At 70.0% G+C, this 12,628-nt stretch carries 15 protein-coding genes, 1 pseudogene and 1 other annotated feature; of the genes and pseudogenes, 5 read left to right on the top strand and 11 right to left on the bottom strand.

The features are described from left to right. Positions 1-302: 302 nt before the first annotated feature. The 4 genes and pseudogenes from KSED_RS14990 to KSED_RS12280 form a co-directional block, all read right to left on the bottom strand. On the bottom strand, positions 303-452 hold the full coding sequence (locus tag KSED_RS14990) for a hypothetical protein (RefSeq protein ID WP_015780402.1): 150 nt from the start codon (positions 450-452) through the stop codon (positions 303-305). A 725-nt stretch (positions 453-1,177) separates the two neighbouring features. Continuing rightward, a complete protein-coding gene (locus KSED_RS12290; protein ID WP_041291701.1) occupies positions 1,178-1,510 on the bottom strand; it encodes an integrase core domain-containing protein in 333 nt (110 codons plus the stop codon). Then, a pseudogene (locus KSED_RS15455) lies at positions 1,494-1,649 on the bottom strand (IS30 family transposase); the annotation flags it as partial. The gene KSED_RS12290 and the pseudogene KSED_RS15455, both read right to left, overlap by 17 nt. 402 nt (positions 1,650-2,051) lie before the next feature. Continuing rightward, positions 2,052-2,183, bottom strand: a sequence feature (AL1L pseudoknot). Beyond that, a complete protein-coding gene (locus KSED_RS12280; RefSeq protein WP_015780401.1) occupies positions 2,147-2,467 on the bottom strand; it encodes a transposase in 321 nt (106 codons plus the stop codon). (Overlaps the previous feature by 37 nt.) A gap of 59 nt (positions 2,468-2,526) precedes the next feature. Here KSED_RS12280 and KSED_RS14740 point away from each other — a divergent pair, with 59 nt between their 5' ends. Then, a complete protein-coding gene (locus KSED_RS14740) occupies positions 2,527-2,694 on the top strand; it encodes a hypothetical protein (RefSeq protein ID WP_015780400.1) in 168 nt (55 codons plus the stop codon). 56 nt (positions 2,695-2,750) lie between these two features. On the opposite strand, the gene KSED_RS12275 is transcribed toward KSED_RS14740, so the two are convergent. From KSED_RS12275 to KSED_RS12255, 5 genes are all read right to left on the bottom strand, one after another. Continuing rightward, positions 2,751-3,284 carry a hypothetical protein gene (locus KSED_RS12275; protein ID WP_015780399.1) on the bottom strand — a complete coding sequence of 178 codons (534 nt, stop codon included), beginning with the start codon at positions 3,282-3,284 and terminating at the stop codon, positions 2,751-2,753. 202 nt (positions 3,285-3,486) lie between these two features. Continuing rightward, the gene (locus KSED_RS12270; RefSeq protein WP_015780398.1) at positions 3,487-3,930 is read right to left on the bottom strand and encodes a TA system VapC family ribonuclease toxin; all 444 of its coding nucleotides are present in this window, start codon (positions 3,928-3,930) and stop codon (positions 3,487-3,489) included. Then, the gene (locus KSED_RS12265) at positions 3,914-4,144 is read right to left on the bottom strand and encodes a hypothetical protein (RefSeq protein ID WP_015780397.1); all 231 of its coding nucleotides are present in this window, start codon (positions 4,142-4,144) and stop codon (positions 3,914-3,916) included. The genes KSED_RS12270 and KSED_RS12265 overlap by 17 nt, the downstream gene beginning before the upstream one ends. Positions 4,145-4,265: 121 nt before the next feature. Continuing rightward, positions 4,266-4,847 carry a dihydrofolate reductase family protein gene (locus tag KSED_RS12260; RefSeq protein WP_015780396.1) on the bottom strand — a complete coding sequence of 194 codons (582 nt, stop codon included), beginning with the start codon at positions 4,845-4,847 and terminating at the stop codon, positions 4,266-4,268. 41 nt (positions 4,848-4,888) lie between these two features. Further along, positions 4,889-6,082: a Fic family protein gene (locus tag KSED_RS12255; RefSeq protein ID WP_015780395.1), complete on the bottom strand. Its 1,194-nt coding sequence runs from the start codon at positions 6,080-6,082 to the stop codon at positions 4,889-4,891. A gap of 259 nt (positions 6,083-6,341) precedes the next feature. Here KSED_RS12255 and topA point away from each other — a divergent pair, with 259 nt between their 5' ends. The 3 genes from topA (at position 6,342) to KSED_RS12240 (ending at position 9,962) form a co-directional block, all read left to right on the top strand. Then, positions 6,342-9,233, top strand: coding sequence for a type I DNA topoisomerase (gene topA, locus KSED_RS12250; RefSeq protein ID WP_015780394.1), 2,892 nt, complete (start codon positions 6,342-6,344; stop codon positions 9,231-9,233). 73 nt (positions 9,234-9,306) lie between these two features. Further along, the gene (locus KSED_RS12245) at positions 9,307-9,561 is read left to right on the top strand and encodes an AbrB/MazE/SpoVT family DNA-binding domain-containing protein (protein WP_041290961.1); all 255 of its coding nucleotides are present in this window, start codon (positions 9,307-9,309) and stop codon (positions 9,559-9,561) included. Next, positions 9,558-9,962, top strand: coding sequence for a type II toxin-antitoxin system VapC family toxin (locus tag KSED_RS12240; protein ID WP_015780392.1), 405 nt, complete (start codon positions 9,558-9,560; stop codon positions 9,960-9,962). The genes KSED_RS12245 and KSED_RS12240 overlap by 4 nt, the downstream gene beginning before the upstream one ends. 6 nt (positions 9,963-9,968) lie before the next feature. Here the strand turns inward: KSED_RS12240 and KSED_RS14980 are convergent, their stop codons facing one another. Continuing rightward, positions 9,969-10,463, bottom strand: coding sequence for a VOC family protein (locus KSED_RS14980; protein ID WP_015780391.1), 495 nt, complete (start codon positions 10,461-10,463; stop codon positions 9,969-9,971). Between KSED_RS14980 and KSED_RS13890 the strand changes: the two genes are divergently transcribed. Beyond that, complete coding sequence (locus KSED_RS13890; RefSeq protein WP_081439877.1) at positions 10,462-11,427, top strand: helix-turn-helix transcriptional regulator; 966 nt, start codon at positions 10,462-10,464, stop codon at positions 11,425-11,427. The two genes, KSED_RS14980 and KSED_RS13890, sit on opposite strands and share 2 nt — an antisense overlap. An 83-nt stretch (positions 11,428-11,510) precedes the next feature. On the opposite strand, the gene KSED_RS12225 is transcribed toward KSED_RS13890, so the two are convergent. Then, positions 11,511-12,614 carry a GNAT family N-acetyltransferase gene (locus KSED_RS12225; RefSeq protein ID WP_015780389.1) on the bottom strand — a complete coding sequence of 368 codons (1,104 nt, stop codon included), beginning with the start codon at positions 12,612-12,614 and terminating at the stop codon, positions 11,511-11,513. Between the last annotated feature and the right edge of the window lie 14 nt (positions 12,615-12,628).

Here is a 12,628-nt window from a genome sequence, read left to right as displayed (position 1 = left end):
CTTGGACTACCGTTTCGTGGTGGCTGGCGCAATGTTCCTGGTTATTACCCTAGTGCTCTTGCTGCGCCGCGACCGCGTCTCAAAAAAAGCCATGGTTGCTTGGGGTGCTGTCGCGTCGCTACTTGTAGGGACCGCGGTGTGGTTGACTCTTTCATGGCATTGGGGGGTGGCAGTGGGTTTTGGGGCGTTGACCCTTCTTGTGTTCGAGGCGGCACGACGCTGACCGCCATCGTGCGCAGGCTACCGGTGTTGCGCGTCCTAGTGGCCGACGGGCTGCTGGTGCGCTGAGGGGCCGGAGAACCTCAGCTGTTCGACGGCGTGCCCTCGGGCTGACCGAAGGTGATCTCTGCGCCATCGCCGTGGAAGACCACCCCGGCGTCAGTGATCTTCACCCTGAAGGGCGCGTCCAGGAGTTCCGTCACCCAGTCGGGCTGCTCGGTCGCGTGTCGCACCCCATGGCCGAGTCTGTCCGGCGGTCAGGGTGTGGAGTCCACGATGGCGAACCACCCGTCAAAGGCGTTGTCCACAGCCGGCACCCCTCTGCGGTTGCAATCATGGAGTACCCGTCTCCGAAGGGGTCAGGGGTGACCTCGACCTTGAGAGCATCCTGGAGATCGATCGCCTTCGCGTCGCCCTTCCTGGCCTCGACGCTGGTCATAGCGCCGCAGAGCCCGCCTCTCTCGGTCGTGGGCCAGCACCGAATATGGGCGGACTCGGAGGCCGGCTGGCTCCTCGAGGACGTGGCACGTGACGAGGTGGTGGAACTCTGCACGTGCGGTCCTTCAGAGGTGGTGCAGCCGGCCAGCAGCCCACTCCCGATGAGAACCGAAACGGCAAAGCCGTACAGAACAGGTCGGTTCAACGAGATCGTCCTTGGCCACCAGCGAAGAGTGGCCTTGTATCCGCGGCGCGAGACCTGGCCGGCGCAGCATCTCCCCGCACAACGTCAACATCGGCCCCCACGCTCAGCCCGGATGATGCGCTCGACATCCTCAGGTGACTGGACTCCGCGTGCCCTGGTGATGGAGGCGAGGTCGTCTCGCTGGTCAAGGGGCGCTGGCTCGACGAAGGTTCCGATCAGCTCGATGGGCCCATCATCAACACGCAAGGTGCTGACGGCCTCCAGTTCGAACCCGATCAGCTGGCGTGAGTCGCCCCGGGTTTCGTGGAGGGCGGGTTATGCCGTGCTGGCGGTTTCCGGGGCACGGTTGAGTGAAGCGTAGTAGGCGGCCTCGTACTCGGCCGGTGGGGTGTGGGCACAGTGGCCGTGCAGGCGGCTGGTGTTGTACCAGTCGACCCAGGACAGCGTCGCTGCCTCGACGGCCTCCATGCCGCTCCACGGCCCCTCCCGCCAAATGAGCTCCTTCTTGCAGAGCCGGTTGACGGCCTCCGCAGCGGCATTGTCGAAGGAATCGCCGACGGACCCGACGGAGGCCTCGATCCCGGCCTCAGCAAGGCGGTCGGTGTAGGCAATCGCAACATATTGCGCGTGTTCAACCGGTCGTTGCAACACTGCTTCGTGGGATTGATCTTAGGTGTTCGTCGAGGACTTCGGCCGGGGTCTTCCAACCGAGGACCTTGCGGGGCCTGTTGTTGAGGGTGTAGGCGACTGCTGCGAGGTCCTCAGCGGACCAGCGCGACAGGTCGGTGACGAACGCGACGTACACGAAACCGGACCACGTGGAGACATATGTGGGGGCACCTCCCGCTTGCGGGGGAATGTCGGCGACCCACCGCGTGTCCGGGGCGGGCGCAGAGAAGTCCCGCTCGAGCTGGTCGTCGGGAAACTCCACCGCCTGGGTGGGACGTCGAGTGGTCTTCGGGGTCCTGGTGTTTGGGACACCTGCCAGGCCCAATGCGTTCATCCGACGCTCGACGGTGCACCGAGCGATGTGCTCTCCGGGATACGCGCGTAGCAGCGCCTTCCACACCTTCCGGACGCCGTACACGCCACGATTCGCGGCGTGAACGGCGATGATCCTCTCGTCCCATGCTTGGTCCGAGAGAGTTCGGGTGCTGGGTGGGCGAGCCTTGCGGGCGTAGTAAGAGCTGGGGGCGATCTGGTAGCCGGCCTCGGCCAGCGTGGTGCAGATCGGCTCGACCCCGTGCTCCTCACGATGCTCGTCGATGAACCCATCGACGTCAGTCAGCGGCGGTCGAGCTCCGCCTGGGCAGAATGCGCACTCGCCTGGCGCAAGATCGTGTTCGCTCGTCGTAGGTCGCGGTTCTCCTTCTCCAGCTCGGCGATCCTCACCGCCTCAGCGGTAGTGGTGCCGGGCAGCTCACCGTCGTCGACGCGGGCGGTCTTGACCCAGTTCCGCAAGGTAGCGCCGTTGATCCCCAACTGCTCACCGATGGCCATGCAGGCCTTGTGCTGGGACAGACGCGGCTCGTCGGCGAGGCGATCGCGCACCAGGCGGATCGCTCGCTCACGCAGTTCATCGGGGTACTTCCTCGGTGCGGGCATGTCTGCATCCTTCCGGCAGATCAGACCCTCCACCACACCCGGGGCGACTCACGTTCCAGGTGGACTCGGTCACGGCCGGGCTGGTGGGTGTGTGCGACGGTGAGCTGACCGCGCGGCAGGGGCTGGCCGGCATCGCGGTGCTCACCGACGCCGACCAGGGCGACCTGGCCCGGCAGGTGATGCCGGTGCTGCGCGACATGGTGGCCGACGGGTTGTTGGTGCGCTGAGGGGGGGGGGCGAGGGGGCTCTTCCCACAAGCGCGGGAAGAGCCCCCCGTGTGCCCTCAGTCGGGCTGCGTGAGCCGCGACAGTTCCTGCGTCGTGGCTTCGAGTGCCTTCTTCGCGGAGCCGGCCTGGACCGCAGCGTTGCGTGGGCCGTCGGCTCTCCTCTCCCAGATGCCCTCGTCGAAGGTGATCACGTACTCCTGGTCCACCTCCTGGGGCCCCTCGAAGTCCGTGAGAGCGAGCGTGTACTCGCGCGACGGGTCCAGGATCTCCGGCAGTTCTGAGACGGCAGCCGTCCCGTCACCGGTCTGGCGGACCTTCACCGAGCTGCCCACCAGTTCGGGCACGGAGGACGCCGTGACCGCGAAGGTGGACCGGGTGAAGGGAATGCCCTTGACGTCCAGGACCTCGTGGCCCGTGGCGCGGCCGGTGACGAAGACGTCTGCCTCGGCCTCGATGTCCTGGATGCTGTCGGCCGTCTCCACCTTGCTCACCGCGACCGTGCCTGATCGTGACGGCTCGGCCGCCGCCATCCCGTCGCTGGTCTGGTTGTTGTTGCAGCCGGCGAGCCCTACCAGCAGGACGGTGGCCACGGAACATGCCTGAAGACGCTTCTTAGGAGAGCGCATTGATCCCCCTACGGTCGTCGGACGTGAGCCCTCTTATGCCTCTTATGCCTCTCATGCGGCATGTGTGACTATCGCCACACTTACAGGGTGACACTGGAAGGCCTCGGTGTCCAGCACTCATGCGTCGTGACCCGAGGGGCCGGCGCTGCGGTTTGGCCGGAGCCTGTCACAGTCTGACCAAGTGCTCCTGGCCGGCCCCTGGGACGTGACGAGTGGTGATGCGTCGGTCAAAGGTCACCAGGCACCCGTTCTGGTGCACGGCAAGGGCAAGCAGGTACGCATCCGTGATCTGGCGGTGGCCCGTGATCACATCGAGGGACACGGAGCCGGCACAGGGCTGCGGTTCCGAGCTCCAGTACTCGTGCGAGGGGTGGTCGGTCGCTCGTCGGAGCAGGCGTCCGGCCTCGTCCACTGTGATGGGACTGGGGTAACCCGGCTGGCTGATGACACGGAGGAAGCCCATTTGTGTCGTGGCACAGGTGGCCCACCCGTTCGAGAGGCGTTCTTCAGCCCATCGGTGGGCGGCCTCATGGTCACGGTGATCGATGTCGAGCAAGGCGATCAGGGTGTTCACGTCCAACAGAGCCGCCACGTCAGGCTGGGTCCTCATCGAGAAGGGCCTCTACCTGCTCACGTGTGACGGGTTCCCCACGGTGCTGGAGAACCGGGAGGCCGTTTCGTTCACCCACGTCAACGAACGTCGGCGCGGACAGAGCAGCACGGGCAAGGGCCGACAGTTCCTGCCCGGCCGTGGTCCCACGGGCGCGAGCGCGGTCCTTGACGGCCTGGAGCACGTCGTCCTCGATGGTGAGTGTCGTACGCATGCATCTGATGCTAGTGCATCATGTGCGCTGGTGTCTGTGACGTGGGCGGCTGATGGCAGAACGCTGGCGGTTTCGGGGAGCCGGGCGGCGTCGCGGACAGGTGGTCACGTGGTGAGCATGATCAGCCAGGCGGCCGGGGCTCGGGACCGACCACCGCGAAGCGCATGGCCGTGAACTGACCGTCGCGTTCCAGCGCCTCACGACGCAGCCTCAACCGGCGCGGCAGCAGTGGCTTGCCGGCGCCCAGCGTGACCGGCACCTGGTGCACCCAGACGGTGTCCAGCAGTCCCGCATCGGCAAACTGCCCGGCGAGGTCACCGCCACCCATCACCCACACGTCCTTCTCGCCGGCGGCCTCCACGAACTCCGGGTGCAGGCCGGCGACGTCGCCGCTGGCTCCTGTCACCCCATCGATGGGGGTGACCTCGCGGTGGGTCATCAGCCAGGTCGGCTGTTCGTACGGCCAGGTGAATTCGCCACCGTCCTGGGTGAGCTCGCGCCCCAACCATGCATAGGTGCTGGCGCCGAGGACGATGGCCCCCACGCCGTCGAAGAAGCGGTCGAAGTCCAGCGAGTCGCCGTCGCCGTAGCGGCCGCCCGGGTCGTCGGCGTGCCCCGGCGTCCTGAACAACCACGCGAGGCTCTCGGCGTCGTCGGCGATGAAGCCGTCCAGGCTGGTGGCAGTGCAGTAGATGGTGGCCATGGGCCCAGCGTCCTGCCCCCCACCGACAACCTGGCCCTGACTCAGCCCAGGCTCCGGCGCCCGCTCCGCTCGGCGAACCGGTCGAGGGCTGCCAGCACCTCGGGTGCGCGCCACACGATCCGCCGCCCGTCCTGCGCCATCCGCGACTCCTTGAGGATCCCGGCCTTCAGGAGCGGGTTCACGGCACGCCGCACGTGGGGGGCTGCAAGGCCGAGGCGCTCCTGCACCACCTCGGCCGTCACCACCGGCCGCTCCCGCAGCAGGTCCACCAGTCGCCAGGCCGCCGCCTGGGGGCGCGCGGTGATCCGGTCCTGCCACCTGGCGTGGATCTCCACCAGCTCCGCGACGAGCACCCGGGCCTCCTGCGCCCCGCGGAGGGCGGCGTGGGCCATGCGCTCCACGATGGGTTCCGGGTCCCCGGTGCGGTACGCGTCCAATGCGTCGAAGTAGCGGCTCGTGTCCGTGGGTAGGCCAGCTGAGACCGGCACCGTCACCCGGCGCGTGAGTCGCTTGGCGCGCAGCATCGCGTGGACGAGTGCCCGCCCGGTACGCCCGTTGCCGTCGGTGAACGGGTGGATCGTCTCGAACTGGGCGTGAGCCAGGGCGGCATGTGCGAGCACCGGCAGGTCATCCCTGCGCATGAAGACGACCAGGTCCTCGATGAGGCCCGGCACGCGCTCGGCGGTGGGCCCCACGTGCACGGCGCCGAACGGCCCGAGGTCCGAACCGCCCACCCACACCTGCTCTCGTCGCCACTGCCCGGCCTGTGGGTCCACGCCGCCCAAGAGCGTCGCGTGCATGGACAGGAGTGCCGCGGCATCGGGCTCGCTGGCCGGCTCGATGGCCTCCACGAGGGCCGCCGTGTTCTGGGCGATCTCCGTGGCGTTGCGCCGGGACCGGTCGCCGACCTCGGCGGCGAGGATCGCCCGGGCGCTCGCGGTGAGGTGTTCGATGCGGGAGGACGCCGCCGCCTCGGAGCGCAGGAGCAGCCCGGCGTAGGGGGCGAGCGCCAGGGGAGACTCCGCATCGAAGCGGGAGATCTCGGCGGTGATGTCATCCAGGTCGGCGAGCAGCGGGGCCGGCGGCGTCCACGGTGCCTCGGCGATCGACGGCGGGACGGTGGCCTCAAAGGTCGGGCGGAGCTCGGATCGCTGGCGGCGCGTGAGGTGCTCGGTCGGCAGGGTGGAGACCCACGGGAGCGTCTCGTGCGCGACAGGGGGCCAAGGCGAGGTCATACAAAAAAGTTACCAGTTTTGGGTGAAAGTGGTAACTTTCCCTGCAGCTCCGCCTCGGCACCCACACCGACGCAACTCGCAGTTGTCGGGTGCCCACATTGCCGCGGGACCGGCGGGGCCCGCCGCGGGAGCGGGCGCCGCCGCGCCGTCCGTGCGACTACTACCCCCGGTCGTGGGCTACGGTGGCGCCCGTCGGCCCGGGCGCCGCAGAGCGGTGACGACTCCACCGCACGCCCACCCGACAGTGAGGAGTCCGCACGTGGCAGCCAAGGGCAGCAAGCTCGTGATCGTGGAGTCGCCGACCAAGGTGAAGTCCATCGGCCAGTACCTGGGGGACGAGTACCGCGTGGAGGCCTCCGTCGGCCACATTCGCGACCTGCCCACGCCCAGCGAGATGCCCGCAGACATGAAGACGGGGCCCTACGGCAAGTTCGCCGTGGACGTGGACAACGGCTTCGACCCCTACTACGTCATCGACGCGGACAAGAAGAAAAAGGTCACCGAGCTGCGCAAGGCCCTCAAGGAGGCCGACGAGCTCTACCTCGCCACCGACGAGGACCGCGAGGGCGAGGCCATCGCCTGGCACCTGCTGCAGGCGCTCAAGCCCAAAGTGCCGGTCAAGCGCATGGTCTTCCACGAGATCACCAAGGACGCCATCCAGCACGCGGTGAACACCACCCGCGACCTCGACGACCGCATGGTCGACGCCCAGGAGTCCCGCCGCATCCTCGACCGCCTCTACGGCTACGAGGTCTCCCCGGTGCTCTGGCGCAAGGTCAAGCAGGGCCTGTCCGCCGGCCGTGTGCAGTCCGTCGCCACCCGCCTGGTGGTGGAGCGCGAGCGCGCCCGCATGGCCTTCCGCATCGCGTCCTACTGGGACGTGGAGGCCGACCTCGCCCCCGCCGACGATCAGCAGTTCACCGCGCGCCTCACCAGCCTCGATGGGGTGCGCGTGGCCACCGGCCGCGACTTCACCGATGCGGGGGAGCTCAAGTCCTCCGCCCAGGTCACCCACCTGGCCGAGGCCGACGCCCGGGCCGTCGCCTCCGGCATCGAGGCCGCGCAGGTGACCGTCACCGATGTCAGCGAGAAGCCGTACACGCGCAAGCCGGCCGCGCCGTTCATCACCTCCACCCTGCAGCAGGAGGCCAGTCGCAAGCTGCGCCTGGGCTCCAAGGACGCCATGCGGGTGGCGCAGCGGCTGTACGAGAACGGCTACATCACCTACATGCGTACCGACTCGACCACCTTGTCGCAGTCGGCCATGACCGCGGCCCGTCAGCAGGCTCGTGACCTCTACGGCGCGGACTACGTGCCGGACTCCCCACGCTTCTACGGCAAGAAGGCCAAGGGCGCGCAGGAGGCCCACGAGGCCATCCGTCCCGCCGGCGACACCTTCCGCACCCCGGCCCAGGTGGCCGGCGAGCTGCGCGGCAGCGAGTACGCCATGTACGAGCTCATCTGGAAGCGCACGGTCGCCTCCCAGATGGCTGACGCCAAGGGCTCCACGGCCACCGTCCGCATCGGCGCGCCGCTGCAGGGCGTGCAGGTCGGGGGCAAGCCGGCGCGCCAGGCCGAGCTCACCGCCTCGGGCACGGTCATCACCTTCCGGGGCTTCCTGGCCGCCTACGAGGAGGGGCGCGACGCCGACCGTTACGGCGGGGGCGAGCAGGGCGGCTCGGGCGACGCCGGCGCGAAGTCCGGGAAGGGTGCCAAGGAGGTGCGCCTGCCGAAGATGGCCGCAGGGCAGGAGCTGGCCACCTCCCGGGTGGAGGCGCTGGGGCACGAGACCTCCCCGCCGCCGCGGTACACCGAGGCCACGTTGGTGAAGGCGCTGGAGGAGAAGGGCATCGGCCGCCCGTCCACCTACGCGGCGACCGTCGGCACCATCCAGGACCGCGGGTACGTGCGCACCAAGGGCAATGCGTTGGTGCCCACCTGGCTGGCGTTCGCCGTGACCACCCTGTTGGAGAAGCACTTCCCCACGTTGGTGGACTACGACTTCACCGCATCGATGGAGGAGGGGCTCGACGCGATCGCCGCTGGCGAGGAGGACCGCGTCGCCTGGCTGCAACGGTTCTACTTCGGTGACGAGGCGTCCTCGGCCACCGGGTTGCGTGAGCTGGTGGAGGACCTCGGTGAGATCGACGCCAAGGGGGTTTCCACGATCGACATCGGCGACGGGATCGTCGTGCGCGTGGGTCGTTACGGGCCGTACGTGGAGGAGATCGCGCCGGCGGGCACCGACCTGACCACCGGAGAGGTGCCGGACGATGCGGGGAGCGCCGCCCGTGCCGCGGACGGCACCGCTGCCTCGGGCGAGGAGGAGGCCAAGCCGCTGCGCGCCAGCATCCCGGAGGACATCGCGCCGGACGAGCTGACCCCGGCGATGGCGCGGGAGTACCTGGCCGAGGCCGCCTCCGACGGGCGAGTGCTGGGTCAGGACCCCGAGACCGGCCGCGACATCGTGGCCAAGACCGGGCGGTACGGGCCGTACGTCTCCGAGGTGTTCACCGACGAGGACGTCGCCCGCTTCGAGGCCGAGGGCAAGAAGACCACCGGCCGCGGCAAGGACCTGGTGAAGCCGCGGACCGGCTCGCTGCTGGCCTCCATGGACGTGCGGACGGTGACGCTCGAGGACGCCCTGAAGATCCTCTCGCTGCCGCGGGTGGTGGGTGCGGACCCGGAGAGCGGCGCCGAGATCACCGCGCAGAACGGGCGTTACGGGCCGTACCTGAAGAAGGGTACGGACTCGCGCTCGCTGGCCAGTGAGGAGCAGATCTTCGAGATCACCCTCGAGGAGGCCCTGAAGATCTACGCCGAGCCCAAGCGGCGCGGGCGCTCGGCGGCCAACCCGCCGCTGGCGGAGTTCGCCGAGGACCCGGTCTCGGGCAAGAAGGTGGTCATCAAGGACGGCCGCTTCGGGCCCTACATCACCGATGGCGAGACGAACGTGACCGTGCCGCGCGCCATGCGGCCGGAGGACGTCTCGGAGCTGCAGGCCTTCGAGCTGCTCGCGCAGAAGCGGGCCGAGGGGCCGAAGAAGAAGCCGGTGCGCAAGAGCTCGGGCACCACCCGCAAGGCGCCGGCGAAGAAGCCGGCCGCCGGGACTGCGCGCACGGTGAAGGCCGGGAGCCGCAAGAAGAGCTGAGGCGGCGGGCGCCCCGCATCGAGGCCTTGACGCGGTTCACACAACGCCTTACTCTGATGTAAGGAGGTGTGTGATGGTTGCAGCAACGATGACGAGCAAGGGGCAGGTGACCGTGCCCAAGGAGGTGCGGGACGCCCTGCACCTGACCGCAGGGTCCCGTCTGGTCTTCGAGGCGACCGCCGATGGCGGTTACCTCGTGCGTGGAGTCCGCGAGGCGGATTCGCTCGCCGTGATGGCGGGGCGGCTGAGGCGGCGGGGGCCGGCGGTGTCCCTGGTGCAGATGGACGGGGCCATCGCCTCCGGGGCGGCGGCAGGGCAGTCGGTGTGATCGGCCTCGACACCAACGTGCTCGTGCGCCTGCTGGTGGATGACGATGCCGAGCAGTCCGGTCTGGCGCGCGAGCTGGCGTCCACCGTGACCCCTGCCGCGCCCGCCTTCGTGCCGCTGGTGGTGTGGGTGGAGACCTACTGGGTCCTGCACCGGGCCTACGGCATCGCGCCGGATGAGGTGCTCGAGGTGTTCGATGAGCTCGCTGGGCGTGACGAGGTCCTCAGCGAGAACCCACGGGCCGTTGCCCACGCTCTGCGGGCGGCGCGGGAGGGGGTCGACTTCGCCGACGCCCTCATCGACGCCTCGGCGCAGCAGGCCGGCTGCGAGGTCGTGGCGTCGTTCGACCAGAAGGCGCAGCGGATGCTGGGCTGGTCGTCGCCGGAGACTCTGCGGGGGTGAAGCTCCTCAGCCGGCTCCGCCGACGAAGAGCTCCTGCAGGCGGCGCTGCTCCTCGTCCTTGCTGATCTCCTCGATCACCTGACGGATCGTCCAGCGCACGCCGTAGGGGTCGCGGATCGAGGCGAACCGCACACCGGCCGCCTGGAAGTCGGCGGGCTCCTCGCGCACGGTGGCGCCGGCCTCCTGGGCCGCCTTGGCGGTGACATCCACGTCGCGCACCGTGATGTCGAGGGAGAAGGCGGCCGTGTCCGGGTCCTTCCCGGCGGCGTCCATCACGGAGGACTGGCTCGCTGTGCCGAAGTCGTCGCTGGCCTCCATGACGGTGACGATGCTGTCGCCCAGGCCGAGCTCGGCGTGCAGCACGCTCCCCTCGGGGGTGTCGATGCGGACGAGCTGCTCGGCGCCGAAGACGCGTTGGTAGAGGTCCAGCGCGCCGGCGGCGTCCTCGAGGACGAGCAGCGGGTTGACGGTCACGGTTCCCGGGTTCTTCGAGGTGTTCATGCCCTCGAGTCTGGCTAGGATCGGTCCCATGGGGCTTGCAGATTCGCGACAGGCCGCGCCAGAGGGGAGTGCAGAACCGGCCCGCCCGCTGCCTCGTGGCCCGCTTCCCTCCGCCGGCGACCCCTCCGTGTGGGCCTCCGGCCGAGAGGCTGTCAGCTCACCCCTCGGTCGGGTGGTCGCGCACCGGTGGTGGGTGCAGTGGGCGCACGACGGTTCGACGCCGCAGAGTCCGCAGGTGCTGGGCCACCCCGTGGTGCACCTGACCGTCGAGTGGGGCCGTTCGTTGGCGGGGGATCCGGCGCCGATGCACGGCCACCTGAGCCCCTGCATCCTGCTGCACGGCCCGATGCGTGCCACGTTCTCGGTGGACCTCCCTCCGGAGGGCTGGGTCGCAGGGATCGCCTTCCACCCCGGCGCGTTCGCCGCAGCCACCGGCATCGAGGCCGACCGGTACGCGGCGCAGGTGGTGCCAGCGGCGGACCTGCTCGGGCCGGCCGCGTCCACCTGGCTGGACCGCGTCGTGCCCCACGCACATCGAGAGGGCCCGGCCGAGGCATCCGCGACCCTCCTGGATGCAGCCGCGAGTCGTCTCCGACTGCCCGGTCCCGGGGAGGCGCCCGGGTACGAGCTCGTGCGTGCCGCGTGCGACCGGATGCAGAACCAGGGCCACCGGGCCGTGGCCGACGTGGCCCTCGACCTGCACGTCTCGGTGCGCACCCTGCAGCGGGAGTTCCGCCGTCTGGTGGGGCTCAGCCCGCTGGTCGTGCTCCGGCGCTACCGGTTGCAGGAGGCGGCAGCCCGGCTGGAGGAGGGTGGGGCTCCGGACCTGGCATCCCTCGCCGCCGACCTGGGTTTCAGCGACCACGCCCACCTCACACGGGAGTTCACCGCGGCGGTGGGGCTGACCCCATCGGCCTACCGCGATCGGGTGGCCAGGGCCCGCGCAGTTCACGCACGGGCCTGAGCCGCACGCCGCGACCTGTCGCCCGCTGTCAGCCCGCCCCCCGTCCTGCCCGGCCCGCGAACCCCGGCGGACGTCCGGGCACCTCAGGTCAGCGCGGGCGCACCCTCCGGGAGCTCGAGGCGGTGGGCGCAGGTGGTCGAGGTGGACCGGTAGCCCAACGACTCGTAGAGCCGCAGGGCGTTGCTGGTGTTCTCGGTGTCGACGCCCAGCCCGGCGGCCTGCATGCCGTCGGCTGCGAAGCGGCGCTGCTGCTCGCCCAGCAGCGCAGTGGCCAGGCCCCGGCCGCGGTGGCTCGGCAGCACGCCGAGCAGGTCGGTGTACCCCTCGGTGAAGCCCTGCGGTTCCCAGTCCTGCTCGTACGCCGCGCCGGTGGCGAACCCGACGAGCTCACCGGTGGCCTCGTCCTCGGCGAGCACGCACCAGGCGGGACGGAAGGTCGACCCCTCCGTCACCTCCGCCCACATGCCGGGGGTCTGCTCGACGCTGCCCCAGTGCTCCGCGAACGTGGCGTTCCGCAGGGCCAGCACCTCATCGCTGCGGGCGGGGTCCCAGTCCAGCATCCGGATGCCCGCTGCCGGGAGGGCGGTGCGGGCCCCCTCCTCGATGCGGGGAGCCACCACCGTGATCGGCTCACCCGCGGAGTCCCGCAGGAGCGGCAGGTCCACCAGGGGCGCAGTCATCTCGTGGAAGAAGCGCACCACCGGCAGTCCGGCACGGTCGGCGAGGTGTCGCAGGTCGGTCTGCCCGACGGGGCAGTACGCGGTCAGGGCAAGCGGCCCGAAGCCCTCCTCGCGCGTGGCGCGGTCCCAGTCGGCAGCGTGCGCCAGCTCCCAGGCCAGGACCGCCCGCCCGATCCCGCGGCCGCGCCACTCCGGGTGCACCGCGCCGCCCAGGTGGGCGGTCCGCAGGGAGGTGACGGCCCGGTTGAGCCCGCTCCAGGCGACCGCCACCACGGTGGCCTCCCGGTCCCGGCCCAGCAGCACGTCCTCGGTGGGGCGGGACCGCTCGGCGTCCCAGTACTCCAGCAGCTCGGCCTCGGACCAGCGCTCGGGGTCACCGTCGTGCTCGCGGGTGACGGCGAAGAGCGCGTTCAGCTCTGCCGCGTCCTCGCGGGCGAAGGGGGCCCAGGCCAGGCCCGGCAGGGCGTCCAGGTCAGTGCGAGCAGCAGCCTCGGTGGTGATGTGCATGCCCCCATGTCAGC

Source organism: Kytococcus sedentarius DSM 20547 (assembly GCF_000023925.1).
Lineage (GTDB): Bacteria > Actinomycetota > Actinomycetes > Actinomycetales > Dermatophilaceae > Kytococcus > Kytococcus sedentarius.
Note: the sequence above shows the minus strand (reverse complement) of the source record. Positions and strands in the feature narration are given on the sequence as shown.